This window comes from Azospirillum sp. BE72 (genome assembly GCF_031455875.1).
Taxonomy (GTDB): Bacteria; Pseudomonadota; Alphaproteobacteria; order Azospirillales; family Azospirillaceae; genus Azospirillum.
Genome location: NZ_JAVDTO010000019.1, coordinates 63,637 through 90,215 on the forward strand (window position 1 = coordinate 63,637; position 26,579 = coordinate 90,215).

8 protein-coding genes are annotated in these 26,579 nt (G+C 69.6%); 3 read left to right on the forward strand and 5 right to left on the reverse strand.

Annotated features, from left to right (window positions below; genetic code table 11):
• The first annotated feature begins 216 nt into the window (after positions 1-216).
• Entirely contained in the window at positions 217-711 is a 495-nt protein-coding gene (locus tag J2Y49_RS28460; protein WP_310118812.1) for a DUF421 domain-containing protein, read from the forward strand.
• 187 nt (positions 712-898) lie between these two features.
• Positions 899-2,641, forward strand: a complete 1,743-nt coding sequence (locus J2Y49_RS28465; RefSeq protein ID WP_310118813.1) for a tetratricopeptide repeat protein — start codon at positions 899-901, stop codon at positions 2,639-2,641.
• Positions 2,642-2,781: 140 nt separating this feature from the next.
• Here the strand turns inward: J2Y49_RS28465 and J2Y49_RS28470 are convergent, their stop codons facing one another.
• The 4 genes from J2Y49_RS28470 to J2Y49_RS28485 form a co-directional block, all read right to left on the reverse strand.
• Positions 2,782-17,583 carry an Ig-like domain-containing protein gene (locus tag J2Y49_RS28470; protein WP_310118815.1) on the reverse strand — a complete coding sequence of 4,934 codons (14,802 nt, stop codon included), beginning with the start codon at positions 17,581-17,583 and terminating at the stop codon, positions 2,782-2,784.
• Positions 17,584-18,030: 447 nt separating this feature from the next.
• The gene (locus J2Y49_RS28475; RefSeq protein ID WP_310118816.1) at positions 18,031-19,905 is read right to left on the reverse strand and encodes a tetratricopeptide repeat protein; all 1,875 of its coding nucleotides are present in this window, start codon (positions 19,903-19,905) and stop codon (positions 18,031-18,033) included.
• Positions 19,905-21,677: a tetratricopeptide repeat-containing glycosyltransferase family protein gene (locus J2Y49_RS28480; RefSeq protein WP_310118818.1), complete on the reverse strand. Its 1,773-nt coding sequence runs from the start codon at positions 21,675-21,677 to the stop codon at positions 19,905-19,907. The genes J2Y49_RS28475 and J2Y49_RS28480 overlap by 1 nt, the downstream gene beginning before the upstream one ends.
• The gene (locus J2Y49_RS28485; RefSeq protein ID WP_409017927.1) at positions 21,664-23,064 is read right to left on the reverse strand and encodes a tetratricopeptide repeat protein; all 1,401 of its coding nucleotides are present in this window, start codon (positions 23,062-23,064) and stop codon (positions 21,664-21,666) included. Before J2Y49_RS28485 ends, J2Y49_RS28480 begins: the two co-directional genes overlap by 14 nt.
• A 163-nt stretch (positions 23,065-23,227) precedes the next feature.
• Between J2Y49_RS28485 and J2Y49_RS28490 the strand changes: the two genes are divergently transcribed.
• Positions 23,228-25,123, forward strand: coding sequence for a glycosyltransferase 61 family protein (locus J2Y49_RS28490; RefSeq protein ID WP_310118821.1), 1,896 nt, complete (start codon positions 23,228-23,230; stop codon positions 25,121-25,123).
• Here J2Y49_RS28490 and J2Y49_RS28495 read toward each other — a convergent pair.
• Positions 25,090-26,460 (reverse strand): class I SAM-dependent methyltransferase, encoded by a 1,371-nt coding sequence (locus J2Y49_RS28495; RefSeq protein WP_310118823.1) that lies wholly within the window; start codon positions 26,458-26,460, stop codon positions 25,090-25,092. The two genes, J2Y49_RS28490 and J2Y49_RS28495, sit on opposite strands and share 34 nt — an antisense overlap.
• Positions 26,461-26,579: the final 119 nt, after the last annotated feature.

Genomic DNA, 26,579 nt, shown 5'->3' on the forward strand with positions numbered 1-26,579 from the left:
ACAGCGACCGGCCTTCCCGCCGCCGCAGAAGGATAACATGGTCCTTCCCGGCCTTGCGTGCAGGCTCGACGACATTTGCCACGCCCATTTGCCACGCCCACTGCCTGCCGACCGGCGCATTGGTGAGGGCTTGCCTGCCTCTTTTGCGACGGCACCGTGATCCGGAACTCCCGGCCGCAAGGGAGGTTGGCGGGCCAAAGGATGAAAGGAATCGGGATGTTCTTCGACAGTTGGACCGGTCTGGTCCGGGTGCTGGTGGTCGGCGTGCTCGCCTATGCCGCACTGGTGCTGCTGCTGCGGGTTTCGGGCAAGCGGACCCTGGCCAAGATGAACGCCTTCGATCTGGTGGTGACGGTGGCGCTCGGCTCGACGCTCGCCACCGTGCTGCTCAGCAAGTCGGTGGCGCTGGCCGAAGGGGTGCTGGCGATGGCATTGCTGATCCTGCTGCAGTACGCGATCACCTGGGCGTCGGTCCGCTGGCCACGCTTCCAGGCGATCATCAAGGCGCAACCGACATTGCCCGTCTACCGGGGCGAGTTTTTGCCGGGTGCCCTGAAACAGCAGCGCGTCACGCGGAAAGAGGTGATGGCCGTCCTGCGCGCTCCGGTCCACCCACTCTCAGGCCGGTCCGGCACCTTGGCGATGCTGGCTTTGGCGCCGGAAAGCGTTATGTATTTCAACAGACTTCCTGGCGCATTGATGATGAGGTGAGGACATGGGCCAGTTGGCCTGCAAACCCGAGGTCGGGGAAGGCCAAAAGGCCACGCTGCCCGACGTGAGGTCGATGCTCGCCTCCGCGGTGGCTCGGCATAAGGCAGGGGATGCCGCAGCGGGCAGACTGTACCGGGCTATTCTGTCCGCCGAGCCGTCGCATGGCGACGTCCTCCACCTGCTTGGCGTGACAGCACTGCAAGCCGGAGCGGCGGAGGTGGCCCGCCACTGGGTGCGCCGGGCGCTCGTGGTCGACAGGGCGCAGGCCTACTATCGCAACAGCCTTGGTGAAGCGTTCCGCGCGCTCGGCCGACCGGACGAGGCGCGAGAGCAGTACCGTCTGGCGCTGACGCTCAATCCTGCCTATCCGGAGTCGCTTGCCAACCTCCACAGGCAACCCCTACCGGGCGACAATGCGTCGGCCCTGCTGGAGCGCTTCTGCCGCCTGCGCGTGGCCACGGCGAGCGAACTCCTGGCCGTTGCCGATTCCCGCCTGCTTTCCGGACGGCTGGCCGATGCCGGCGTCGCTTATCGGGCGGCAATGGCGCTGGAGCCGGCAACGGTACAGGCCTACGTCAACCTCGGCGCGACCGCCTCGCGGGAGAAGAACCACGCGCAGGCCGCTACAGCCTTCCGCCGGGCCCTGCGCCTGTCCCCCGATCATCCGGGGGCGTGGAACAACCTAGCCAGCGCGGTGTGGGAGTTGAACGACGGCCCGGGCGCCATCGGCTTCTGCCGCCGCTCCGTGGCGCTCAAGCCGGACCATCCCGATCCCTACGCCAACCTCGGTTACGTCCAGCGATCACAGGCCCGGAACGGCGACGACTTCGCCGAGGCGGCGACACTGTGCCGGCGAGCCCTGCAGATCAACCCGTCACATGTGTCGGCGCTGAACAATCTCGGCATCGTCAACCTCGACCTCGGCCATTTGGACGAGGCGGAGCGCCTGTTTCGCCGCACCCTGGCCGCCGAACCGAAGCATCCCGACGCCCGCTTCAACCTGTCGCTGGCCCTGCTCAAAGCCGGCCGGCTCAAGGAGGGCTGGGATCATTACGAGGCGCGCTGGGAGACCGGCCAGCTGCCGACGGTGAACGGGCAGTTGCGGGCTTGGCGGGGCGAGCCGCTGAATGGCGCCACCATCCTGCTGCACGCCGAACAGGGGCACGGCGACACCCTGCATTTCGTCCGCTACGCCCCGCTGGTCGCGGCGCAGGGCGGGCGCGTGGTGTTGGCGGTCCAGCCGGCACTGAAGCGGCTGGTCGCCGGCATGCCCGGTGTGGATGCGGTTCATGCGCTGACCGACCCCTTCCCGAAGCCGGAGTTCCATTGTCCGCTGATGAGCCTGCCTCGGCTGCTCGGCACCGAACTGGACACAATTCCCGGCAGCATTCCTTACCTCTACCCGCCCGCCGAAGCGATCGGCAAGTGGCTGGGCCAGCCCCTGCCGGGCACCGGACTGCGGGTCGGGTTGGTGTGGTCGGGAGACCCCCGCCCAGGCCTGCTGCGCGCGAATCTGACCGACAGGCGGCGCAGCATGACCCTGCGCGACCTGGCGCCCCTGGCCGAGGTGCCGAACCTGCGCTTCGTGAACCTGCAGATGGGCGGGCCGGCGGCGCAGCTCGCCGATCCGCCGGCGGGGATGGACATCCACGATCCGATGGGAGCAGTCACCGATTTCGCGGACACGGCGGCCCTGGTGATGCGCCTCGATCTCGTGATCACGGTCGACACCTCGGTCGCCCATCTCGTCGGAGCGCTGGGAAAGCCGGTCTGGGTCATGTCGCGCTACGACGGCTGCTGGCGCTGGCTTCTGGACCGTGACGACACGCCCTGGTACCCGACCATGCGGCTCTTCCGCCAGACCGCGCCGGGAGACTGGACTGCCGTCATACGGCGCGTCGCAGACGCCCTTCATGACTTGGTCGCATGATCACCTCGCCTGCGTGATCCCCCGCGATGCCGCACCCGCGGACGGCGGGGCGGAACACCGCCCCGCCCCGCCGGGAAGGCCGCTTTCAACAGAGAGCGGCCGCTTCCTTCTTTCTGCCCCGCTTCCTGCCCCAATCGATCTCAGCTCAGCCAAAGGCCGCTGTCCGCCGCGATGATCGTCCGTCCCTCGCGGGCGCCGAAGTTCAGATAGTGGGTCATCGGATCCACCCTGGCGGCCACGACGTCCGGGTTGGCGGCCAGATAGGCATTGGTGTCCATCCACGCCGACGGCGTACGGCCCTCCTTCCAGCCGAACCTCTCGTAATGCTCATAGGCGCTGTCGATGGTGCCCGCCTGAAGGGCGGCCACGACGTCGGCGTTGTGCTCCAGGTACCAGGTCGTATCGAACAGCGCGTTGGGATCGCGGCCTTCCTTTTCGCCACGGAGCAGATAATGCTGAAGGCCGCTGGTGAACTGCCCGGCAGCGACCGCCCTGGCGACATCCGCGTTCTGGGACAGATAGAAGGCCTCGTCGAGCGCCACCGGCTTCAGCCGGCCTTCCGCTGCGCCGAAGCGCTGGTAATGGTCCATGCCGCTGGCGAACTCGCCGCGCGCCACCGCCTGCGCCACGTCCGGATTGCGGGCGAGGTACAGCGTCTCGCTGATCAGCGAGGCACCGGTGTCGCCGATGATTCCGGTGGGCGCGTTGACCAGGACCACCCGATCGTTGAAGCGCAGGATCTCCACGCTTTCCAATCGGTCGGTGCCCAGTGTGGCGTGGGCCATCGTCAGCGAGCCGTATGCGCCGTGGGCGATCAGCACATCGGCGAAGTTCGCCTCCACCCGTACGGCATCGACACCCTCGTCGCCGCGCAGCAGGTCGTCGCCGGTACCGCCCGACAGACGGTCGTAGCCGAGCCCGCCGAACACCGTGTCGTTGCCGGCATCGCCATAGAGCAGGTCCCGGCCCTCCCGGCTGCCGACCACGTCGTCGCCGCCGCCGCCACGCAGAGTGTCGTCATCGGCGCCCAGGATGATGGTCTGGTTGGCGCCGTCGCCGATCGCCACGTTCGAACCGGCACCGCCACCCACCGTGACCGCGCCGGTGATGACGGCGTAGTCCACGTTCTGCAGGTTCACCACCGCTCCGGCTGGAAGCTGACGCGCGTCCAGCAGTACGGCCGAGGCCTGGCCGGCCGGAGCCGAGCCGGTGATGGTGATCGGCGTGGTCGGGGCCTGCCCCGAAGCGACCGTGGGCGTAACACTCCGTAACGTCACCGTGCTGGTGGACGGCAGCAACTGGGTAAGGCCGGCGTTGGGCACGGTCGAATTGGTCGGCGCGTCGGTGCCCAGCCTGCCCAACTGGCTGGAGAAGGCGGTGGCCAACTCGCCCAGCGTCAGGCCGGAGGTGGTGCCGGTGGAGGTGATGCCCACGCCCGTCGGCAGGCTGGCCTCCAACACCGGGTTGGTTCCGGTTCCAGCCAACGGCACATCCGCCAGGCTGGTCTTGGCATCTGTGTCGGTCCGGTTCTCCGTGACCGGAGCGATCACCACGGTCTCCGTGGGACGGCCGATGCCGTCCGTACCCGTCGTCGTCGTCAGCGGCACGCCGTCCACCACCGTCGTCGGCGGCGGCGGAGGTGGCGGGGGCGGCGAGGGAGTGGCATTGGCGATCGCCTGCCCGACGACGCTGGCCAACTCGTTGCCCGCCTGGTCGGACAGGGCGCTGCCGGACAGCGCCGCATCGTAGCTGAAGGTCACGGCCTGCCCGTGAGACACGGCAGACGCGAGCGTCAGGGTCACGGTGTTGCTGCCCGTACCGGAGGCGGCGGTGATGGCGCGCGGCGTGCCGTCGACCATGACACTCATGCCGGTGGTCTGATGGGGGGCCGCCGCGAGGCTCACCGCCTCGGCAAAGGTCAGGGTCAGCAGGTTTCCGTTGACGGAGAGCGCCGTCAGAAGCGTCGGCGCCACCGTATCGACGGTCACGATGAACGCGCCTGATGCGGAAGAACTGTTGCCGGCCAGATCGACGGCCGTCGCGCTCAGCGTGTGGGCCCCCTCGCTCAGCGAGGCCGGGGAGAGGCTCCAGGCGCCGGTGGTCGAATCGGCCGTCACCGTACCGAGGGAGAGCGCCCCTTCGTACAGGACGATGGTGCTGCCCGCCTCGGCGGTACCGGTGATCGTCGGTGTGGTGGTGTTGGTCAGCGCGTCGAGGTCGTTGGCGAGGCCGAGGCCCGTCGGCGCCGCCACGGCGGTGTCGATGGTGACGATCAGCCCGCCGGAAGCCGCCGAGGTGTTGCCGGCCGCATCGAAGGCCTTGGCGGTGAGCGTGTGCGCCGCGTCGGACAAGGAGGAGGCCGCGATCGTCCACAGTCCGCCGCCGCCGGCAGTGGCCGTCCCGACTGCGGTGATGCCATCGTACAGCACGACCCTGTTGCCGGCCTCCGCCGTGCCGGCGATGGTCGGCGTGGTGATGTTGGTCAGGTTGTCGGTGCTGCTGGCGCCGCTGTCCGTCGTCAGGTCGAGGGCGCCGGGGGGCGCCGCGACGGTGTCGACGGTCACTGTCAGCGCACTGGACGCCGCCGAGGTGTTGCCGGCGGCATCGACCGCACGGACGGTGAGGCTGTGCGCCGCGTCGGACAGCGCCGAGGACGGGCTGACCGTCCACACGCCTCCGCCATCGGCCGTGGCAGAGCCGACGAGGAGGTTGCCGTCGTACAGCAGCACCGTGCTGCCCGCCTCCGCCGTGCCGGTGATCGGCGGCGTGGCGTTGTTCGTCAGGGTGTCGTCGTCGTTGGCAAGGTCGAGGTTGCCCGGCGCCGTGGGGGCCGTGGTGTCGATGCTGAAGAAGAAGGGGGCCGACAGCGGCGATTCGACCCCGTCGGGGTCGATGGCCGTGGCGGTGAAGGTGCAGCTCGACCCGCTCAGGCTTCCGGTGGTGATCGACCAGAGGCCGCTGCCGTCCGCCGTCCCGGTCCCGACGACCGTGATGTAGTCGTACAGCGTCACAACGCTGTTCGCCACCGCCGATCCGGTGATGGTCGGGGTCCTGTCGTTGGTCAGCCGGTCGGCCTGGACGCCGCTGTCGGACGCCGGCGCCAACCCGATGCCGGTCGGAGCAGCGCTTTCCGGCGTGATGGTCAGCGTCAGGCCGCTGCTTGGCGACGAGGTGTTGCCCGCCGCGTCCACGGCCCTGACGGTCAAGGTCTGTGCGCCGAGGCTCAGCGCCGAGGTGCCGCCCGACCAGTTCCCGGACGCATCCGCATCCGTCTCGCCCACCAGCGTGCCGTTGGCGTACAGCAGGATGTGCGCGTTCGCCTCGGCGTTGCCGGTCAGCACCGGTTGCCGGACGTTGGTCACGAGGTTGTTGAGACGGCCGCTGTTGCTGTCGGGACTCAGCGCCGGGATCGCGGGCGCCGACGGTGCGGTCGTGTCGATCGTCACCGCCAGCCCCGACGCGGAGGTGGCGGTGTTCCCGGCCCGGTCGACCGTCGTGACCGAAAGCTGGCGCAGACCGGAGTTCAGCGTCGTCGAGGTGATCGTCCAGGCGCCGGTGCCATCGGCCGTCGTGGTGCCCACCGCGAGGTTGCCGTCGTACAGCGTGACCACGCTGTCCGCCTCGACCATGCCGATGAGCGTCGGCGTGGTGTCGTTGGTCAGCAGGTCGTCGCGCCCGCTGCCCGTGTCGGACGCCTGGGCCAGCAGCATCGAGCGGACCGGCGTCACGACATCGATGGTCACGAGCGGAGCGGACGGCCCTGCCGTGCCGCTGTTCGCGCCGGGCGCCACCGCCGTCAAGGTGTAGTCGGCCACGCCCAGGTCGCTTGCCAGCAGGGTCCACAGGCCATTGGCGTCGGCGGTCGCCGACCCGAAGACGTTGATGCCTTCCCCGGCGGGGTTCACGCCCTCGTAGAGGGTGACGACGCTGTTGGCGCCCGCGCTTCCGCTCGCCCGCATGATCGAACGGACGGCCGTCGTCAGGTCGATGGTCACGACCAGTTCGCCCGAGGCATCGCTGGTGTTTCCGGCCACGTCCGTCGCCCGCACGGTGAGCGTGTGCTCGCCTTCCGTCAGGGCGCCGGCCGTCACCGACCACAAGCCGTCACCGCCGGCGGTCCCGAGCCCGACGAAGACGCTGCCGTCATACAGGGTGATGACGCTGTTGGCCTCGGCGCTGCCGCTCACCGTGGGCGTGCGGTCGGATGTCAGCCGGTCGCTGTTCGAGCGACCGAGGTCGGAGCCCGCCGTCAGCACCGGCGTGGTCGGAACGGCAGCAGTCGTGTCGATCGTGACGACGAGCACACCGGCGGCGCTGGTGTTGCCCGCCACATCGACGGCGGTCGCCGTCAGCGAATGCGTGCCGCCGGAAAGCGTCGAGGCGACGTCGATGGACCAGACGCCGGTTCCGTCGGCGGTGGCGGTGCCGATGCCCTGGCCGCTCACACCGTCATGCAGCGTGACGACGCTGTTCGCCTCCGCAACGCCTAGAACCGTGGGCGTGGCGACCTTCGTGACGCGGTCGCTTGCCGACGAGCCGCTGTCGGAGCCGGTGCCCAGCGCCAGCCCCGTGGGCGTGGTGGAGGTGAGATCGATGGTGACGACGAGCGGAGACGAGGCCGCGCCGGTGTTGCCCGCCACATCGCGGGAGATGACGGTCAGGCTGTGGGTGCCCACGCTCAGCGACGCCGAACTCATCGTCCAGGCGCCGGCGCCGTCGGACGTCGTCGTGTTCAGGAGGTTCGCGCCGTCATACAGCATGACCACGCTGCCCGCCTCCGCCGTCCCGGTCAGGACCGGCGTCGTGCTGTTGGTCACGAGGTCGGTGGTCGAGCCGCTGTTGGAACCCGCCGTCAGGGCGAGTGACGAAGGCTGGGGTGCGGCGGTGTCGATGGTGACGAGCAGGGCGGCCGAGGCGGCACTGGTGTTGCCGAACTGGTCGATGGTCGTCGCCGTCAGGGTGCGCTCGCCGTCGGCCAGTCCGATGGCCTGGACCGTCCAGTTGCCGTCGACACCCGCCGTCGACATGCCGACCAGCGCCGAGCCGTCATACAGCATGACGATGTTGGAGGCTTCCGCCGTGCCGCTGATCGTCGGCGACGCCACGTTGGTCTTGTTGTCGGTCGCGCTGCTGCCGGAGTCGGTCGTCAGGACAAGACCGCCCGGCACGGCCGCCTGCGTGCTGATGGTGACGATCAACTCGTCGGAGAGATCGCTGGTGTTGTTGGTGACGTCGACGGCCCTGGCCGTGAAGGTGTGGGTGCCGTCGGCCCGCGTCGGCGTGGTGAAGGACCAGGTGCCGAGTTGGCTTGCCGTGACCGTCCCGATGGAGCCGCCATTGTCATAGAGCGTGACGGTGCTGCCCGCTTCGGCGGTGCCGGTGATGGTCGGTGTCGCGACGTTCGTCTTCTTGTCGGTCGTGCTCCGACCGCTGTCCGATCCGGTGGCCAGAGCCAGCCCGCCGGGTTTGTCGGCGGTGAGGTCGATGGTCACCGTGACGCCGTTGACGCCCGCGAGCCCCACGTTATCGAAGGAGGATATCCCGAAGTTGTAGACACCGGCGGCAAGAGAACTCGACGGCGTGAAGCTCCAGGCGCCGGTGATGGCATCCGCCGTCACCGTTCCGACGTCTGCGGCCGTTCCCCCGTTGAACGCGCTCGAGATCGTGACGACCCGGCCCGGACCCGCCGTGCCGCTGAGCGTCGGCGTGGTGTCGGAGGTGATCCGGTCGCTGTTGGACGACCCGGTGTCCGAAGACGGGGCAAGTTCGATCGAGACCGCATCCGGGACGGTATCGATGGTGAAGGTCAGCGAAGCGGACGCGGAGCTGGTATTGCCCGCGACATCCATGATCGTGGCGAACAGTGAATGTGCCGTTCCGGTGCCGCCATCAAGAACGGAGCTGGTGATCGACCAGGCGCCCGTGCTGTCGGCGGTGCCGGTGCCGAGCGGCGTCGGTTGCCCAACCTTGAACAGTGTGACGACGCTCCCCGCCTCCGCCCGGCCGGTGATGGTCGGGGTGGTGGCGGAGGTCAGGTTGTCGCCCCGGAAGCCGGTGTCGGAGACGGCGGCCAAGGCCAGCCCCGTCGGAGCCGCCGCCGTGGTGTCGATGGTGACCGTGAGCGCCGTGGACGCGGCGCTGGTGTTGCCGGCCAGATCGAGCGCGACCACGGACAGCGTGTGCGCGCCATCTGCCAGCGACGGCGTGGTGGTCGACCAGGCACCGCTGCCGTCGGCCGTCACCGTGCCGAGAGCCGTCGTGCCGTCGTACAGCGTGACGATGCTGTTCGCCTCGGCCGAACCGGTGATGGTCGGCGTGAAGACCGAAGTGATGAGGTCGGCCGTGGATCCGCTGTTCGAACCGGCGCTGAGCGATGGGGTCCCCGGCGCGCCGGGCGCCGTGGTGTCGATGGTGATGGTCAACGTAGCGGACGGATCGCTGGTGTTGCCGGCGGCATCGACCATCCGGGCCGACAGCGTGTGCGCACCCGCGCCCAGCCCGCTGGCCGCGATCGTCCAGATGCCGGAACCGTTCGCCGTCCCGGATCCGATGAGGCTGGCTCCGTCATAGAGCCGAACGAGGCCGTTCGCCTCGGCCGTGCCGGTGAGGGTCGGCGAACCGGTGTTGATCAGCTGGTCGGTGTTGGAGGCGCCGCTGTCGACGACGAGCGACGGCGTTCCCGGCGCAGACGCCGAAGTGTCGATCGTGATGACCAGCTCGGCGGAAGCGACCGAACTGTTGCCGGCACGGTCGATTGCGCTGGCGGTGAGGGTCCGGGTGCCCGGGAGAAGGGTCCCGGTTGCGATCGACCAGACGCCCAGCCCGTTCACGGTGGCGGAGCCATAGCTCACGCCGCCGTCGTAAAGGGTGACGACGCTGCCCGCCTCGCCCGTGCCGGTGATCGTCGGGTTGACGATCCTGGTGATGCCGTCCGAGCTGGAGGTTCCGCTGTCGTAGGCTGCGCCCAGGACCGGCGTGCCGGGCGCCGCCTGGACGGTATCGATGGTGACGGTCAGCGGCGAACTGGCGGCGCTGGTGTTGCCGGCGGCATCGGTCGCCTTCACCGTGAGCGTGTTCACGCCGTCGGCCAGCGACGCGGCGGTGACGGTCCAGCCCCCGCTGCCGCCGGCGGTTGCCGTGCCGACGGCCGTGGAACCGCTGTAGAGCGTGATCGTGCTGTTGGCCTCGGCCGAACCGGACAGGATCGGCGTCGAGATGTTGGTGAGACGGTCGGTGTTCGACGCCCCGCTGTCGGAAGCGGGCGCAAGCGTGACACCGGTCGGCGCGTTCGGCACGACCGTGTCGATGGTGATCACCACCGCCGGGGACAGAACGCTGGTGTTCCCGGCCGCATCCATGCCGCGCGCGGTCAGCGTGTGCGGACCGTTGCCCATCTGGCTGCTGGTGATGGTCCACAGGCCTGCGCCATCTGCGGTTGTCGAGCCGCGCAGGGTGTTGCCTTCATAAAGCGAGACGAACCCGCCGGCCTCCGTCGTGCCCGTAAAATCGGGCGTGGCGTCGTTGGTGATGCTGTCGCCGGTGACCCCGGTGTCGCTCGCGGCCGACAGGCCCAGCGAGGGCACCGCTGCAACGGTGTCGATGGTGACCACGAGAACCGCGGAGGTCGAGCGGTTCCCGGCGAGGTCGGTCGCCTCGGCGGTCAGGCTGTGGCTGCCCGCCGCCAGCGAGGGGGACAGCAGCGACCAGCCGCCCAGGCTATCGGCCAGGACGGTGCCGAACGCGGTCAGGCCGTCATACAGGACGATGGTGCTGTCCGCTTCGGCCGTGCCGCTCAGCGGCAGGATCTGGTTGTTGGTGATGCGGTCGCCGTTCGAGATGCCGCTGTCGGACGAGACGGCCATGAGCAGGCTGGGCTGCGGAGTGGACAGGTCGACCGACAGGACAAGGTTGCTCGAAACCGTGGAGGTGTTGCCGGCCCGGTCGACGCTGAGCGCGGTCAGGGAGTGGCTGCCCTGCGACAAGGCGTTCGTGGTGAGGGAGAAGGCGCCGGTCGCGTCCGCCGTCGCCGAGCCGACGCTGACGTTTCCTTCATACAGGGTGACGACGCTGAAGCTCTCCGCCGTACCGACGATCGTCGGCGTGGCGAGCTTGGTCAGCCCATCGGTGGCCGACGCCCCGGTGTCGTCCCCGGCCGCGAAGGCCAGGTTCGACATCGTGAGGTTTTCGGTATCGATGGTGACGATCAGCGGCGCGGACGCCGCGGCGGTGTTGTTGCCGGCCAGATCGGTGACGCGGGCGACCAACGTGTGGGCGCCGTTGATCAGCGTCCCCGTGGTCACCGACCAGTTCCCCGAGCCGTCGGCGGTTCCCGTGCCGACGAGCGTGGCACCGGCGTAGAGGGTGATGACGCTGTTCGCCTCGGCGCTTCCGCTCACCGTGGGGGTGGTGTCGTTGGTGAGCAGATCGTTCGGCAGACCGGTGTCGGAGCCGGCGGTCAGGCTGGGCGCCGACGACGGCAGGACGGTAAGGTCGACGTTGATGATCAGCGCCGCCGCCACGAGCGCCGTGTTGCCGGCCGGATCAACGGCGTGGGCCGACAGCGTGTACAGGCCCTCGCCCAGTGTCGGGCTGGCCACCGACCATTGGCCGAGGCTGTCCACCGTCGCGTTGCCCAGTACGGTGATGCCGTCCGGGTAGTAGAGCGTGACGATGCTGCCGGCCTGGGCGGTGCCGGTGATGACCGGCGCCGTCACCGACGTGACCGCGTCGTTGCCGACGCGGCCGCTGTCTGTGGCCGCCGTCAATGCCAAGCCACCCGGGGTCGGGGGCGTGGTGTCGATGGTCAGCAGAAGCGAGCCCGAGGCACTGCTGGTATTGCCCGCGTCGTCCACAGACCGGACGGTCAGCGTGTTGACGCCATCGGACAGGCTGCCGGCGGTGAGCGTCCAGGCCCCCGTCCCGTCGGCGGTGGCCGTTCCGACGCTTACACCGCCGCTGTAGAGGTGGACGGTGCTGAGCGCCTCCGCCGTGCCGGTCACGGTCGGCGTGGCGTCGGACGTGATGAAATCGCCCTGCGTGCTGCTGTCGGAGGCCGAATCCAGCACCGGGGCGGACGGCGCGTCGGGTGCAATGGCGTCGATCGTAATGACCAGCGGGGCCGAAGCGGCTGCCGTGGCGTTGCCGGCGGCGTCGACGACGCGCGCCGTGATCGTGTGCGCCCCGTTGCTCAGCGGCGTCTCGATGGAGTAGACGCCCGAGCCATTGGCCGTGCCCATGCCGACGAAATTGCCGCCGTCGTACAAGGACACCACCGCGCCGCTCTCCACCGTGCCGGTGAAGGTGGGCGCGAGCAGGCGGGTCTTCCCGTCGCCCGATACGCCGGTGTCCGACGCGGGGGCCAGCACCGGCGCGCCGGGGGCGTCGACGGTCAGGTCGACCGTCACCACCAGCGTGCCGGCGCCACTCGACGTGTTGCCGCTGGGATCCACCGCCGTGGCGGAGAGGGTGTGCGTGCCCTCGGCGAACCCGCTTCCGGTATAGGACCAGGCGCCGTTGCCATCCGCGACCAGGGTCGCCAGCGGCGTCAGGCTGCCGGCAATCCCGTCATAGAGGGTGACGGAGCTGTTCGCCTCGGCGGAGCCGGTCAGCGACAGCGTCGTGGCGTTGGTGATGCGGTCGGTGGCGCTGTAGCCGGTGTCCGACGCCGCGGTCAGCGCCATGGCGCTCGGGGCCAGGGTGGACAGGTCGATGGTGACGGTCAGTGCCGCCGAGGCGGCTCCCGTGTTGCCGGCCACGTCGATGGCCCGCGCCGTCAGCGTGTGCCCGCCCGCGCCAAGCGTGCCCGTCCCGATCGTCCAGAATCCGCCCGTCGCCACCTGCGTGCCGAGCGCGGTGGCGCCGTCATACAGGACAACGGTGGCGCCGGCTTCCGCCGTTCCGGTGACGGTCTGCGCGCTGATGTTGGTGAGGCGATCGCTGTTCGAAATGCCGCTGTCGTTGGCCGGGTCGATCGAAAGCCCGCCCGGCGCGTCAGGCGCGGAGGCATCGATGGTGACCACGAAGGCCGAGGAGGCGTCGCTGGTGTTGCCGACGACATCCACGACGCGCGCGGTCAGGCTATGCGTGCCGTTGCCGAGTGCGGAGGCGGTCACCGACCAGCTGCCGGTGCCGTCCACCGTGGCGGTGCCGACGAGATTGGCGCCGTTGTACAGCGAGACGGTGCCGTTGGCCTCCGCCGTCCCGGTGATGGTCGGGGCGAGGACGCTGGTGATCGCGTCGCCCGACAGGCCGGTGTCGGATCCGCTCGCCAGGGCGAGGCCGGTCGGGGCGGCGGCCGTGCGGTCGATGGTGACGACAAGGCCGCTGGACGCGGCGCCGGTGTTGCCGGCGATGTCGACCGCACGGGCGATGAGGGTGTGGACGCCGGCCGCCAGCGAGCCCGTGCCGAGCGACCATATCCCGCCGTCGGAGACGGTGGCCGTGCCGAGCGCCGTGGTCCCGTCATTGCCATACAGCGTGACGACGCTGCGCGCCTCGGCGGTGCCGGTGACGGTGACCGCTTCGAGGTTGGTGACGCGGTCGCTGCCGTTCGAGCCGCTGTCCGAACCGGCTTGCAGCGCCAGCGCCCCCGGCTGATCGGGCGCCGTGGTGTCGATGGTGACCGTCAACCCCGATGAGGTAAGGACCGTCCCATAGGCGTCGATCCTGGCCTGAAGCGTGTGGGCGTTGCCGGTCGCCAGCGTGCCGGTCGAGGCGATGGTCCACAGGCCGCCGCCATCGGCCGTGCCGGTGCCGATCAGCGTCAGACCGCTATAGAGGGAGACCGTCGCGCCCGCAAGCGCGGTTCCCGTCAGGATCGGCGAGACCACATTGGTGATCCCGTCGTTGGCCACGCCGGAATCGGAGACGAGTTGCAGGCCGCCGGGTACGCCGACACGCCCGGTCACTGAAAGCAAGGAACTCGTGACGGTTTCGTTGCCGGCCGCGTCCAGCGCGCGCGCAGTCATGGTATGTGTGCCGCCGCCGAGTTCCGGCGTGGTGATCGACCACAAGCCGGTGCTGTCGACGGTCACGACCCCGAGCACCGCCGCGCCGACGGCGCCGTCGTACAGGGTCACGATGCTGTTGGCCTCGGCGGTCCCCGACAGGATCGGGGTGAACTGGCCCGAAGGCCCGGCCGTATCGGCCGTTGGCGCCGACAATCCCGGCCCGGTCCGGTCGATGCTGACGACCAGGCCGGCGGACAGCTGGCTGGTGTTGCCGGCCACGTCCACGGCGCTGGCGGTCAGCGTGTGGGCGCCCTCGGTAAGGCCGGTGATCGTGGCGGCCCAGCGGCCCGACCCGTCGGCCGTCGCGCTGGCGGTCAAGCCGCCGCCATACAGCGTGACCGTGGCGCCGGCCTCGGCCGTACCGGTGATCGTCGGGGTCAGTGCGTTGGTCAGGGCGTCGGCCAGGCTGCCGCTGTTGGTGGCGCTGCTCAGCGCCAAGCCGCCCGGCGTGGCCGATGTCTGGTCGATCGTGATGGCGAGCGCTGGGGAGGCGGCGCCCGTGTTGCCGGCGGTGTCCACCGCCCGCGCGGTCAGCGTGTGAGCCCCCTCCCCCAGGCTGGAGGAAGTGATCGTCCAGGCGCCGGTGGAAAGGTCGGCCGTGCCCGTCCCGAGCAGGGTGCCGCCCTCATACAGCCGCACGGTGCTTCCGGCCTCGGCCGTGCCAGCGATCACCGGGGCCGTCACCTGGGTCCGGTTGTCGCTCGGCGTGCCGCTGTCCGAATTCAGCACCAGCGCGCCCGGCGCATTCGGCGCCGTCAGGTCGATGTTGACGACAAGGCCGCCGCTCGCGACGGAGGTGTTGCCGGCCTGATCGACGGCGCGGGCGGTCAGGGTGTGAACGTCGCCGGTCAACGCGGATGAGGCGACCGTCCATCCGCCGTCGGCCCCCGCCGTGGCTTGGCCGAGCAGAGTCGAGCCTTCGTACAGAAGGACGATGCTGGAGGCCTCGGCCATACCCGTGACCGAGGGCGTCGTGAGGTTCGTCCTCGAATCCCCCGTGACGCCGGTGTCCGAGCCGGACGCCAGCGCCAAACCGGTCGGCGCGGAGGCGCTGGTGTCCACCGTGACGGTGAAGGCGCTGGAGGCGAGGCTGGTGTTGCCCGCGGCATCGACGGCCCTGGCCGTCAGCGTGTGGGCGCCGATGGCAAGGCCGCTGGTGGCGATTTCCCAGTTGCCCTGGCCGTTGGCCGTCGCGGTGCCGATCGCCAGGGCGCCGTCGTAGAGCGTCACGCTGCTGCCGGCCGCCGCGGTGCCGGCGACGGTGGGCGCGGTCAGGTTGGTGAGGCCGTCGGTCGTGCTGCGGCCGGTGTCGGTGGCGGCGGTCAGCTTCAGGCCGCCCGGCGCGTCAGCCGTGGTGTCGATGGTGACGGTCAGGCTCCCCACACCGTCGCGTGTGTTGCCGGCGGCATCGCGCGAGCGGGTGGAGAAGGACCAGTTGCCGTCCGCAAGGGGACTGCCGGCGGTCACGGTCCAGGCGCCGGAGCCGTCGGCGGTGCCGGTTCCCACCACGCTGCCGGAGACCAGGAGGTCGATGACGCTGTTCGCCTCGGCCGTGCCGGTGAAGGTGGGCGTCTTGACGTTCGTCAGCCGGTCGGAGGAAGAGCTTCCGCTGTCCGACGCCGCCGTCAACGACGGCGCGGAGGGAGCGGTCGGCGGCGTGGTGTCGATGGTGATGGTGAACGGGTTCGAGGCGGCGCTGCTGTTGCCCGCCAGATCGACCGCGCGCGCGGTGAGGGTGTGCGCGCCTTCGCCCAGCGCGCCCAGCGTCATCCGCCAGGCGCCGCTTCCATCGGCGGTCGCGCTGCCGAGAAGGGTGCTGGAGTCCTTGTACAGGCTGACGACGGCGTTGGCCTCCGCCGTGCCGCCGATGGCCGGGGTGTTGACGGCGGTGAGGTTGTCACCGAGGGTTCCGGTATCGCTCGCCGTCGCCAGCGCGATACCGGTGGGAGCCGCAACCGTCGTGTCCACCGTGAGCGTGAGGGCGGTCGAGGCATTGCTCGTGTTGCCGGCGGTGTCCACCGCGCGCGCCGTCAGGGTGTGGCTGCCCTGGGAGACCGTGGGCGTGGTGATCGTCCAGGCGCCGACGCCGCTGGCGGTCGCGGTTCCGACGCTGACCCCGTCGAGATACAGGGTGACGGTGCTTCCGGCCTCGGCCGTGCCCGTCACGGTCGGCGTATTGACGTTGGTGATTCCGTCCGAGGACGAGCGGCCGCTGTCGGACCCCGGCGTATAGGACAGGGTCGGCGCAGTCGGCGCAGTCGCATCGATGGTCAGCAGAAACTCGCCCGACGCCGCGCTCTCCATGCCGGAGGAGACGGTCTTCGCCGTCATCGTCCAGGTGCCGTCGGCGAGCGCCGTGGTCGCCGTGACCGCCCATTGGCCGGCCCCGCCGGCGGTCCCGCTGCCCAGCGCGATGCCGTTGCCATAGAGATTGACGACGCTGCCCGCCGCGGCCGTTCCGGTCAGGGTCGGCAGGGTCGTGTTCGTCTTGGAATCGCCCGGCGTCCCGGTGTCGGAGCCGGGGCTGAGAACGGGGGCCGAAGGCGCGGACACCGCGAGCGGGAAGACCAGTACACGCTCGGTGTTGCCGATCTCCATGGCCTGACCGCCCACGAAGATGGTATCGATCCCGGACACGTAGACGGTGCCAGCGGTTTCGGTCAACCACACCACGTCGTTGCCGGTGCCGCCGATCAGCGTCTCGACCGCCGACACCATCGTCGTCATGCCGGTGACGGCGCTGATGCCGGTTACGGACACGACGTCGATGCCGTCGCTGCCGATCAGCGTTTCCAGGGCGGCGATCCTGACGGTGTTGCCGCCGGCCCCCAACTGCACCGTTTCAGCACCACCCCGACCGATGATCGTCTCGATCGCCGTGACGCTCATCGTGATGCCGGTGTTCCCGACCACCATGAGCGCGTCTTCGCCGGCGGTACCGATCACCGTCTCGAGCGCTTCCACCTGCATGGTGTTGCCGACGGTGTTCCAGGCGATGGGGCCCACGCCGACGATCGGCGTGCCATCCCGGAACGTCATGTTGACGACGTCCTTGCCGCCGCCGCCGATCAGCGTGTTGAGGCTGGCAACCGTGACGGTGGTGCCGACATCCATCAGGATGGCGGTGTTGCGGGATCCGGTTCCACCGACGATGGTGTCGATCAGCGACACGGCGGTGGTGCCGCCGCCCGTCGCCATGTTGGCCGAGCCGATCTTGTAGCCCATCGTGAAAACGTCGTTGGCGCTACTGCCGATCAGCGTCTCGATGAAACTTGCACCGATGGTGCTGCCCGAGGAGCCGAGCAACACGGTGTCCCCGGCCTTGGAGCCATTGCCGAGAAACACCTCGATGTTTTTCACCTGGACGGTGTTGCTGCCCGCCGCGATGGTCGCTATGAGGTCGTCGCCCGAGGTGCCGATCAACGTCTCGACCGCCGTGACGGCGGTGGTGGTTCCCAGCTGGCCGTTGGCACCGAAGTTGATGACGTCCTTGCCGGCGCTGCCGACGATGGATTTCAGATAGGCCACCGACATCGTATTGCCGGCGTCGTTGGTCAGGACGATCAGGTTGGTGCCACTGCTGGCGCCGATGAAGGTCTCGATCGACTCCACCGCCATGGTCGTGCCGGTCGAGGTGCCGACGACCCGGTCGGTGCCGCTGCTGCCGATCAGCGTCTCCAAACCCGAGACGGTGATGGTGTTGCCGCCCACGCCCGCCAGTAGGATGACGTCCTTCTTGACGCTGCCCGGAGCATTTCTGCCACCGGTGATGTGATCGAGGTTGGTGACAGCAATGGTGTATCCCTGGGAATCCAACACCACGCCACGCGTGCCGAACCCCTTGATCCCGGACCAGGTCTCCGTTTTGGAGAAAATATAGTCCGTACCCGCGCCCAGGGTCAGAGTTCCACCGGCAGCCATCACAGTCCCCATTTACACGCTTCCCAAGAGGAAGCTTGACGATCACGGTCTCAAGACATGCACCGCGCACCGAAACCCTGCCCATCGGCATAACCTGAAGACGCATAACTTCTGCTTGGGGCTAGGCGCGCAATAACAACTTAAGGGGACAGGATCAAAGAAGTCCAAGAAGAAAATCGGTCGATTTGTGACAAAAACATCCATCAAGAAGTTGTTAGTATTGATTAACAAATAATTAACCTCAGAACTTCAAGATTGACTTCCGATAAAAAATTTATGTGATTGCGCCCCTCTTATTGAGGGTTTGGTGGAATTTTCAACCTCGCCCGCACGGCGCGGGTATGGTTGCCCGAGAGCGCAGCGGCTTCCGAGAGCGCAGCGGCTTTCGGACTAGGTTGGGCTACGACCCGATCGGCGATTCCTGGTTGTACGACGGCGCGGCAGCGCATGACGGCGCGTTTAAGGACGACCGTCCGACGTCCAATCGCGCCACATGGCGCGGTAAGCCTCTTCCACCGACCGCGCGAAGCCGCGGTGATCGAGAAGCGCCGAGCCCTTCAGCCGCGCCCGCATGTTCCGACGCAGCCCGCAGAGCCGCGCGAGGTCGCCGGCCAGCGCCGCCGCCGCCTCGACATAGCCGGCTTCATCCTCCCGGACCAATTCCTCCAGTCCGCACCGGGCCAGCAGACTTGCGCCCACCCGCGCCACATGATGCCGGCCGGCGAGCGTGACCACCGGAACCCCCATCCACAAGGCCTCGCAGGTCGTGGTCGTGCCGTTGTAGGGAAAGGGGTCGAGCGCCACGTCCAGCCGGTCGTAGGTCCGCAGGTGATCGGCGACGGACTCCATCGGCGCCAGGAGTTCGATCCGCTCGGGCCGCACGCCCCGGCGGACGAAGTCGTGAAGGACGGCACTCCGCACCGCGACGTCCTCGAAGCCCCGGCTTTTCAACAACAACCGGGCCGACGGCACCCGCGCCAGCAGGGCGGACCATACCCGCACCACCTCCGGCGTCACCTTGGCCAAGCTGTTGAAGGAGCCGAAGGTGACGAAGCCGTTGGCGAGCGCCGGCGGGTCCGCGACCGGTCCGGCGCCGGCGGGAGGCTGGAAGGCGAGGAAACCGCGCGGCAGCCGGACCAGCCGCTCGGCGTGCCGGCCGGCGGTTCCGCCCGGCGGGTCCGCGATGGCGTCGGTCAGCCGCCAGTCCACCACCGGCATGCCGGTCGTGTCGGGATAGCCGAGCCACGTGACCTGCACCGGCGCCGGCCGCCGCGCGAGCAGCAGGGGCCGCCCGCCCGCCGTATGGCCGGCCAGATCGACCAGGATGTCGACACCGTCCCGCTCGATCAGCGCCGCCGCGGCTGCGTCGTCGAGATCGGACAGCGAGCGCCAGCCGGCAGCCAGGGCCTCCATCCGCAAGGTCATGTCGTCGCGCCGCCGCGCGGTGGCATAGCAGAGAACCTCCACCGTGCCACGATCATGCTCGCGCAGCAGCGGTTCGATGAAATGGGCGCAGGCATGATGGCAGAAGTCCGGAGACACATAGCCGACACGCAGGCGCCGGTCCGGATCGCGGTCGTTGGCGAAGCGCTTCGTGCCATCGAAGAGCGGCCGCGCGTGACGTTCGCTCCAATGCCTGTGCGCGCGGGCGATGACTTCGGGCGGAATCCAGGGCGAGTAATGCAGGGTCAGCAGCAGGTTGGAGCGCATCAGCGCCATATCCGGGTGATGCTCCAGCCCCTTCTGGAGAATGCCGATCGCCTCCGAAATGCGCCCCTGCTCCTTCAGCGCCTCGCCCAGGTTGACGAAGGGCTGCGGCAGATCCGGCCGCGCCCGGATCGCCGCCAGATAGCTTTCCACCGCCTGCGTCAGTGCCCCGTCTTCGCGCTGACAGTCGCCGAGATTGCTCAGCGCCTCGCCCATGTCCGGATTCAGGCGGATCGCCCTCCGGTAGGCCAACTTGGCGCCCTCGCGGTTCTGCGCCGATTTGAGCAGGTTTCCGGCGTTGAACCAGGAACCGGGAGCCTCCGGGCTGAGCGCGAGCGCGACGCGCATTGCGGCGAGCGCCTCGACGACGCGCCCCTGGTCGCCGAGCGTGCAGGCGAGATTGCTCCGCACGCCCGCGTCCTCCGGCCAGCCCGCCACGGCCATGTGGAGGCAAACGGCGGCCTCCTCCCAGCGCTGCGCCCGGCGCAGCAGGACGGCGAGGTTGTTGTTGGCCTGAGGATGACCGGGTTCCCGTGCGAGCACGGCGCGGTAGCCGGCCTCCGCCACCGCGAACCGCCCGGCCTCATGCTCCGCCAACGCGGCGGCGAAGGCCTCCTCCATTCCCATCAGCGCAGCCCCGCCTCGTCGAGGATGGCCAGCAGCCGGTCGGCCGACCGATCCCAGGTGAAGCGCCCGGCCAGACGGTCGCGGGCGGACGGCAGGCGATCCCCGCCCCGGATGATGCCCGCCAGGATGGCGGCGGCGGCGGCCTCGTCCGGCACCCACCAGTCGAGCCCGTGGAAGGGCGGATGGAAGCCCTCCTGCCCCGGCACGCGGGCGGGTGCGACGGACGAGGGGATGAGGCGCGCGCTTTCCTCGTCGAGATAGGCGAGATAGGCGGAGTGGGCGGGCGCGATCAGCCCCAACCCCATGGCCCCGGCCGTGGCCATGGGCAGGTCCCAGCCCTCCCCATGCGACAGGCTCCAGTAATGGGTGGCGGCGCGGTGGAGCCCCGTCATCTCCTCGTCGGTGAGCAGCCGGTCGACCACCATCACCGGCGCGGCATCCGCCAGCCGCCGGCCCACCGCCCGTTCCGCCCCCTGCACCAGCGCGCCGAGTTCCGCCCGCGCCGCCGGCCCGAGAGTGCGGCCAAGCTTCAGGATCAGCACGGCATCGTCCGTGGACGCGGTGGCGCGCATCCAGACCCGCAGCAGCCCGTCGATGTTCTTGCGCGGGTTGAAATCCGAGACGTTGAGGAAGCGATGCCGGTAGCTCGACACCAGTCGACCGCCGGGAGCAACCAGGACCGGGACGTTCCCCGCCGCCACCGGATCGACGCCGAGCGGACAGACGCGCAGACGGTCCTCGGGGAAGCCCTGCTCCGCCCAGGCGAGGCGCGAGGATTCGGTCGGAACGACGATCAGGTCGCTGAACTCGCTCATCCGCCGCCAGGCCGGCGGAATGCGCGTCCCCTCGAACATGGAAAAGGTCACGGTGGCGCGGCCCGGCACCCGCTCCACCGCCAGCGGGATGAGGCAGTTGACCACCGCCCGTGCCGGAATAGGCCGGTCGAGCGCGCCGCCCGGCCAGGATTCCGTCCCCATGATCCCGATTGCCTCCAGCGGCACCTGCCTTGCCCGCAACGCCCGGATGAGGCGCTGGCAGAAATAGCCGTACCCCGTGACGCTCTCGTAGGGCCCGCGTATCGCCACGCCGCCGGCTCGCGCGCCGGTGGCGGCCATCATGGCGCGGTAGCGTCCGCAGCGGGCCAGCCCGTTCCCCGCATTCGCAGCGGCCGGATCGAGCCTCAGGCCCCGCCGGAAGACCTCCGACGCCGCCTCGACCTCCCCCAGGCGCAGCAGCATCTCGCCGAGTTGGACATGGGCGAGGGCACCGGCGGGGTCCTCGGCGATGGCGTGGCGAAATCCGGCGATGGCCTCCTTGAACAGCCCGGCCAGCATGCGCACCGAGGCGAGGTTGAACCACGCCAGCCCGGAACGCGGATCGATACGGACCGCCCGCGTCAGGGCACGGAGCGCCCCATCCAGATCGCCCCGCTCCTGCCGAACGGTGCCGATCCGGTCCTGGAGGGCCCGGAAGGACGGGTCCAGCAAGGCGAGCACGCCGAGATGTCTTTCCGCCGCCGCCCAGTCGCGCCGCTGCTGCCGCAAGTGGGCCAGATTGCTCCGAGCCGCAACATGGGTTGGGGCGATCCGCAACGCCTCCTCCAGCGCTCCCACCGCCGCGTCGCCGTTGCCGGTCGAGATGAGTGCCGCTCCCAGCAGGGTGAGAATGTCGGCGTCACGCGATCCCGCCTCCAGAAGGGCAAGGCACGCAACGGCGGCCTCCGCCGGGCGGCCGGCCTCGTAGAGCGCGATGGCGGGATCAAGATCGGGCACGTTGAACCTCTTCCGCAACGGCTTCGGCCACCCGCGCCATGACCCCGTGCCAGTCGTTGCGACGCGCCATGCGGAACAGCCGGTGCGCCGGATACCAGGGCGTGCGGTCGGGATGCTTCATCCAGCGCCAGTCGCCCAGCCAGGGCAGCGCCAGGAAGACCGGCCTGCCCAGCGCCCCGGCAACATGCCCGACCACGGAATCGCAGGCAACCACGAGATCCATGCACTCAGCGAGCGCGGCGGTGTCGAGGAACCCTTCCGCCCCGGCCCGCCGGCCCGGCGGGTCGATGATCCCGAACCGCTTGCCCAGCCGCTCCAGCTCGTCCAGCCCGGTGACCTGCTGCAGGCTGAAGAGCCGCGCGCCGGGAACCCGCGACAGGGCATCGAAACACTCCAGCGGGATGGAGCGGTTGCCGCCGTCGGCGCGCCACTGGATGCCGACGCGGAGTTCGCCCGCCCGTGCTTGCCCAAGGACCCGCTCATGCCAGAAGGCCGCCCGCTCCGGATCGGTCCGCAGATAGGGAATGCCCCGGGGGATCGTATCCACCCCGGTGCGGCAGCGGTACGGGAGGCTCATCAGGGACAGGCAGCAATCGAAATCCGGCAAGGCTTCCCCCCGCGCCACCAGCGCGTCGATGCCGGGGGCGGTGGCGAGGAGCCGCTTCAGCACCGGCTGGCACTCGAAGACGGTTCGCGCACCCATGGCCTTGAGCAGCGGGAGATAGCGGACGAATTGCACGCTGTCGCCCAGCCCCTGTTCGTAATGGACCAGGATGGTTCGGCCGGCGAGCGGACCGCCGTCCCAGACCGGCTTGCCGGGAAAGCTCTGGTTCCATTGCCAGACCGCTTGGCCCATGCGCCATTCATACTCGCGAAAGCCCTCCTCCAGCTCGCCGCGCATGAGCTGGGCAATGCCGAGATTCTTGCGATGCTCGGGCCGGGATGGGTCGATCCGGATGGCGCGCCGGAAATGCCCGATGGCGGCGCCCGGCCGCCGTTGCGCCATGATCGCCGCCCCGAGATTGTTGTTCACGGCCGCGCCATCGGGCTGCAGCAGCGCCGCCAGCCGGAAGGCGCGCTCCGCCTGTTCAGGGGCATCGAGCGCCATCAGCACGCTGCCCAGCGCGAAGGCCGCGCCCATCCGGTCGGGCTGCAGGGCGATCAGGCGCCGCAGGGCCGGCAAAGCCAGATCCGGCCGCAACAGGTCCAGTTGGGCGGAAGCGAGATGGAAGAGCGTGTCGGGATGCTCGGGCCGCAGGCGGAGTGCCGCGTGCAGCGCCGCCGCGGCCTCTTCCGCGCGGCCCGTCGTGCGCAGGGTCACTCCCAGCAGGAACCAGACCACCGGATGCTCGGGATGCAGAGCGGCGGCGGTTCGGAAGTGCGCCACCGCATCCGGCAGCTTGGATTCCTGGACGCTTGACACCCCCCGACTGAATGTTCGGAGAAAGAAATCGTCGTCCACGACTGTCCCCCTCATGGACGTCACCGAAAAAAGCACCATCCGGAAAAGCCCTGTCGGCGGGCCGGCGTCGAATGCTAACCATTGTCGGATGGAAGCCGTTCCGCCGCAAGGCGCCTTCACGCTGGCCGAAGCCCTGGACCGGGCGCTCGCGCTCCTTCAGGCCGGCCGTGCCGAGGAGGCGGCCGATCTCTGCCGCTCGATCCTGCGCGTCCGGCCGGAGCAGGCGGAGACCCGCTGCCTGTTGGGCACCATCGCCTTCGGGCAGGGCCGCCTGGAAGCGGCGCGCGCGCACTTCATCGCCACGGCGGCGCTGGACCCCGGTTTCTTCGACGCTCACCGCAACCTCGCCATCCTGGAGCAGTCCGCCGGCCGGCCGGCGGCGGCCTGCCGCCACCACCGGCGCGCCGTGGCCCTGCGGCCGGAGGACGGAGCGAGCCACCTCGCGCTGGCCCTGCTTTACGGCCAGAGCGGTGACGAGCCGGAAGCGGTCGCGTGGTTGCGGCAGGGCGTGGCGCGGGCACCCGGCTTCCTTCCCCTGCGGGAGGTCTATGCCGCCTTCTGCGAGCGCGCCGCCGTTCGCGCATTCGGCGGCGGAGATCCGGAGGGTGCCGAGAGGTTCTGCGAACGAGCGCTCTCCCTTGTGCGGGAAGCGCCCGCACTCACCGAAGCCCTGCGCGACCTGCTGGAACGGCTGGTGCGGGTGGCGCTGCTCGTCGAGCGCCCGGCCCTGGCCATGGAGCTACTGGCGATCAAGGACACACTCGACTTCCCCGAAGTCCCGCCCCTGGACATCGATCGCTTCCCTCTGACCCTGCTGCCCTTCCCGGCCTGGTGCGCCGCCGCCGGCTTCCGCCATGAGACCTGGGTAGCCCCGGCCCAGGAGCCCGACGAGACACTGGCATCGGCGAGCCCCGACTGGCTGCGCCCCCAAATCGACCGGCTGCCCGCGCTCGCGCGGGAAGCAGTGGGCGTGGCGCTCGATGCGGAGATCGAGGTCGTCCAGGGCTTTTACGTCAAGGACAACTACGAAAGCCATCTGCTGGCCGGCCGGCGTTTCCTGCTGCGGGAGGTGGCCGACACGGTCGTGTACGGGTCACGGGTGCCTCTGGTCGCCGTGACGCCCGGCGCCACGGCGGGCGCCTTCCGCCTGCCCCGCCCGCTCTACCCGACGGTGACGATCGATCAGCCGGTGCTCTTCCTCCCCTCCACCCCCAATTACTGGCATTTCCTCGTGGAGGTGCTGCCAAGGCTGATGGTGCGGGAGCGCGCGGCCGAGACACGCCCCCTGCCGGTCCTTCTCTTCGACCTACGTCCCTACCATCGGGAAATGCTGCAACTCGCCGGCCTGCCCGCCGAACAGGTCATCGACGCGCGGGATCTGGCGGGTCCGGACAGCGCACAGGTTCTCTACCGTCTGAGCCGGGCGGCGGTGCCGTCGGCCATTCCCTATCCTGTTGCCTATCGCTGGCTGCGGAACCGGCTGCTGCCGCACAGGCGCAGCGACGGGCCTCCGACGCGGCGCCTCTACCTGTCGCGGCGCGGCTCGGCGCCCAAGCACCGCATCGCCAACGACGCCGAGATCGCGGCCCTGCTTGAAGCCCGGGGCTTCGAAACGGTGCAGCCGGAACGGCTCGGCGTGCTGGAAACGATCGAGCTGATGGCGGAGGCGGAAATGGTGGTGGCCCCGGTCGGGGCGGCCACCGCCAACCAGGTTTTCCTGCCGCCGGGCGGGCGCTGGGTGCATCTCTGCAACCCGGACTTCTTCCATCCCGACTCCCGCTGGAACCCGCAGATGGGCGTGCAGATCCCGCTGCTCGGCCGTTTCCATCATCTGGCCGGCCGGTTCACCGACGATCCCACCGGCCGGCCCGACGACCTGCTCGCCAGGCTGGACATTCCCGTGCGGATCGACACCGACGCGCTCGGCAGGCTGCTGGACGAGGTTCTGGCTCACCCAAAGCCTTGGGAATCAGGGCCGCGGTGAGCCACCGCCCCGCCCCAGTCGTTTCCCAGCAACAGCGCCTCCATGCAATCCAGACGGGCCAGAGCCTGTTCGAAGTTCCCCGCCTCCACCACCTCGACTTTGGGCAGCGGAAACAGCAGCTTGGTTCCGCCCATCACCATCGCGCGTTCGCGTTCCAGGAATTCGCGACGGAAATGCCAGGGCAGGACGAGGTAGAGGTCGGGCCTGAGCGCGCGGGACGCCGCTTCCGAGACGATCGGGATGCCGGTGCCCGGCGTGACGGCGCCGACCTTGTCGGGGTTGCGGTCGGCGGCGCACTCGACGAGTTCCCGGCCGATGCCGCACCATTGCAGAAGCACGTTGCCCTTGGTGGAGGCGCCATAGACATGCACGCGCCCACCCGCGTCCCGGACGGCGCGCAGATGGCCGACCACCTCCTCCCGCAGGGCTTCCGCCCGCGCTTGGAAGGCATGGTAGGGACGGTCCGTCGCCAGCCCCATCGCCGCCTCCCGCCGCCGCAACGCCCCCAGGAACGCCCGGTCCTCCGCCGTGCCCAACCGGCCGTTCGCGGCGTGGCAGACGAAGCAGCGGATGCTGCCGCCGTTCATCCCGTTGACCTCCGCCCGGAAGATCCGTAGCCCGGCCCGCCGGGCGACGCTCTCCAGCACGGCGAGGCTGTAATACTCCAGATGTTCGTGGCAAACCGTGTCGAAGGCGTTCCGCAGCAGCATGAGCGGCAGATAGGACAGCTCCAGCACCCACACCCCGTCCGGAGCGAGCAGCCGGGAGATCGCCGCCGCCGCCCCGCAAGGGTCCTCGATGTCGTAGAACATGGCGATGGAAGTCACGATGTCGAACCGGGTGCCGGCGAGTTCCGTCAGGGCGGCGTCGGAGGGGAAGAAGGCGTTGACGACGGTGATGTCGCCGTCAAGCCCGGCGGCGATGTCGGACGGATCGACCCCGACCCGCAGCGACGCGGCGGGATAGGAGAAGAGCAGGGTGCCGTCGTTGCAGCCGATGTCGAGCACCGCCGGCGCCGGCCGCCCCGCCAGCGCCCCGGCCTGCTCGGCAATGCCGCGCAGATGATCGCGCATCGTCGCGTTGAGGCCCGACCGGTACCAATAGGTCCGGTACAGCAACTCGGGCGGCACGCTGGCGGCGGTCTGCAGCAGCCCGCAAGCCGCCGGGTCGCGGTCGGCGCCGCAGCGAACGAGCCGCATGGGAAGCGTCACCTCGGCCGGTGCCGGCCGCCCTGGCTTGGCGAAGGCACCCTGCAGGACCTGCGGGCCGAGATCGATGACCGGCAGCAGGACCGGCGAACCGCAGACCCGGCAAGTCTCACGCGGGCGAATGGACATACCGGGACCTCGGACGAGCTTGAACACACAGGCCTGAACCCAGGCGGCCTGAACCCAGGGCCGTGAATCCTGGAACGGGGGGAACATGGGGTGGAACACATCAGCGTGGCAAGATGCCC

What these genes read in the sequence shown, in the direction of transcription:
- J2Y49_RS28460 (WP_310118812.1), top strand. Translation starts at nt 217, where the DNA reads ATGTTCTTCGACAGTTGGACCGGTCTGGTCCGGGTGCTGGTGGTCGGC.
- J2Y49_RS28470 (WP_310118815.1), bottom strand. Translation starts at nt 17,583, where the DNA reads ATGGGGACTGTGATGGCTGCCGGTGGAACTCTGACCCTGGGCGCGGGT.
- J2Y49_RS28475 (WP_310118816.1), bottom strand. Translation starts at nt 19,905, where the DNA reads ATGGGAATGGAGGAGGCCTTCGCCGCCGCGTTGGCGGAGCATGAGGCC.
- J2Y49_RS28490 (WP_310118821.1), top strand. Translation starts at nt 23,228, where the DNA reads ATGGAAGCCGTTCCGCCGCAAGGCGCCTTCACGCTGGCCGAAGCCCTG.
- J2Y49_RS28495 (WP_310118823.1), bottom strand. Translation starts at nt 26,460, where the DNA reads ATGTCCATTCGCCCGCGTGAGACTTGCCGGGTCTGCGGTTCGCCGGTC.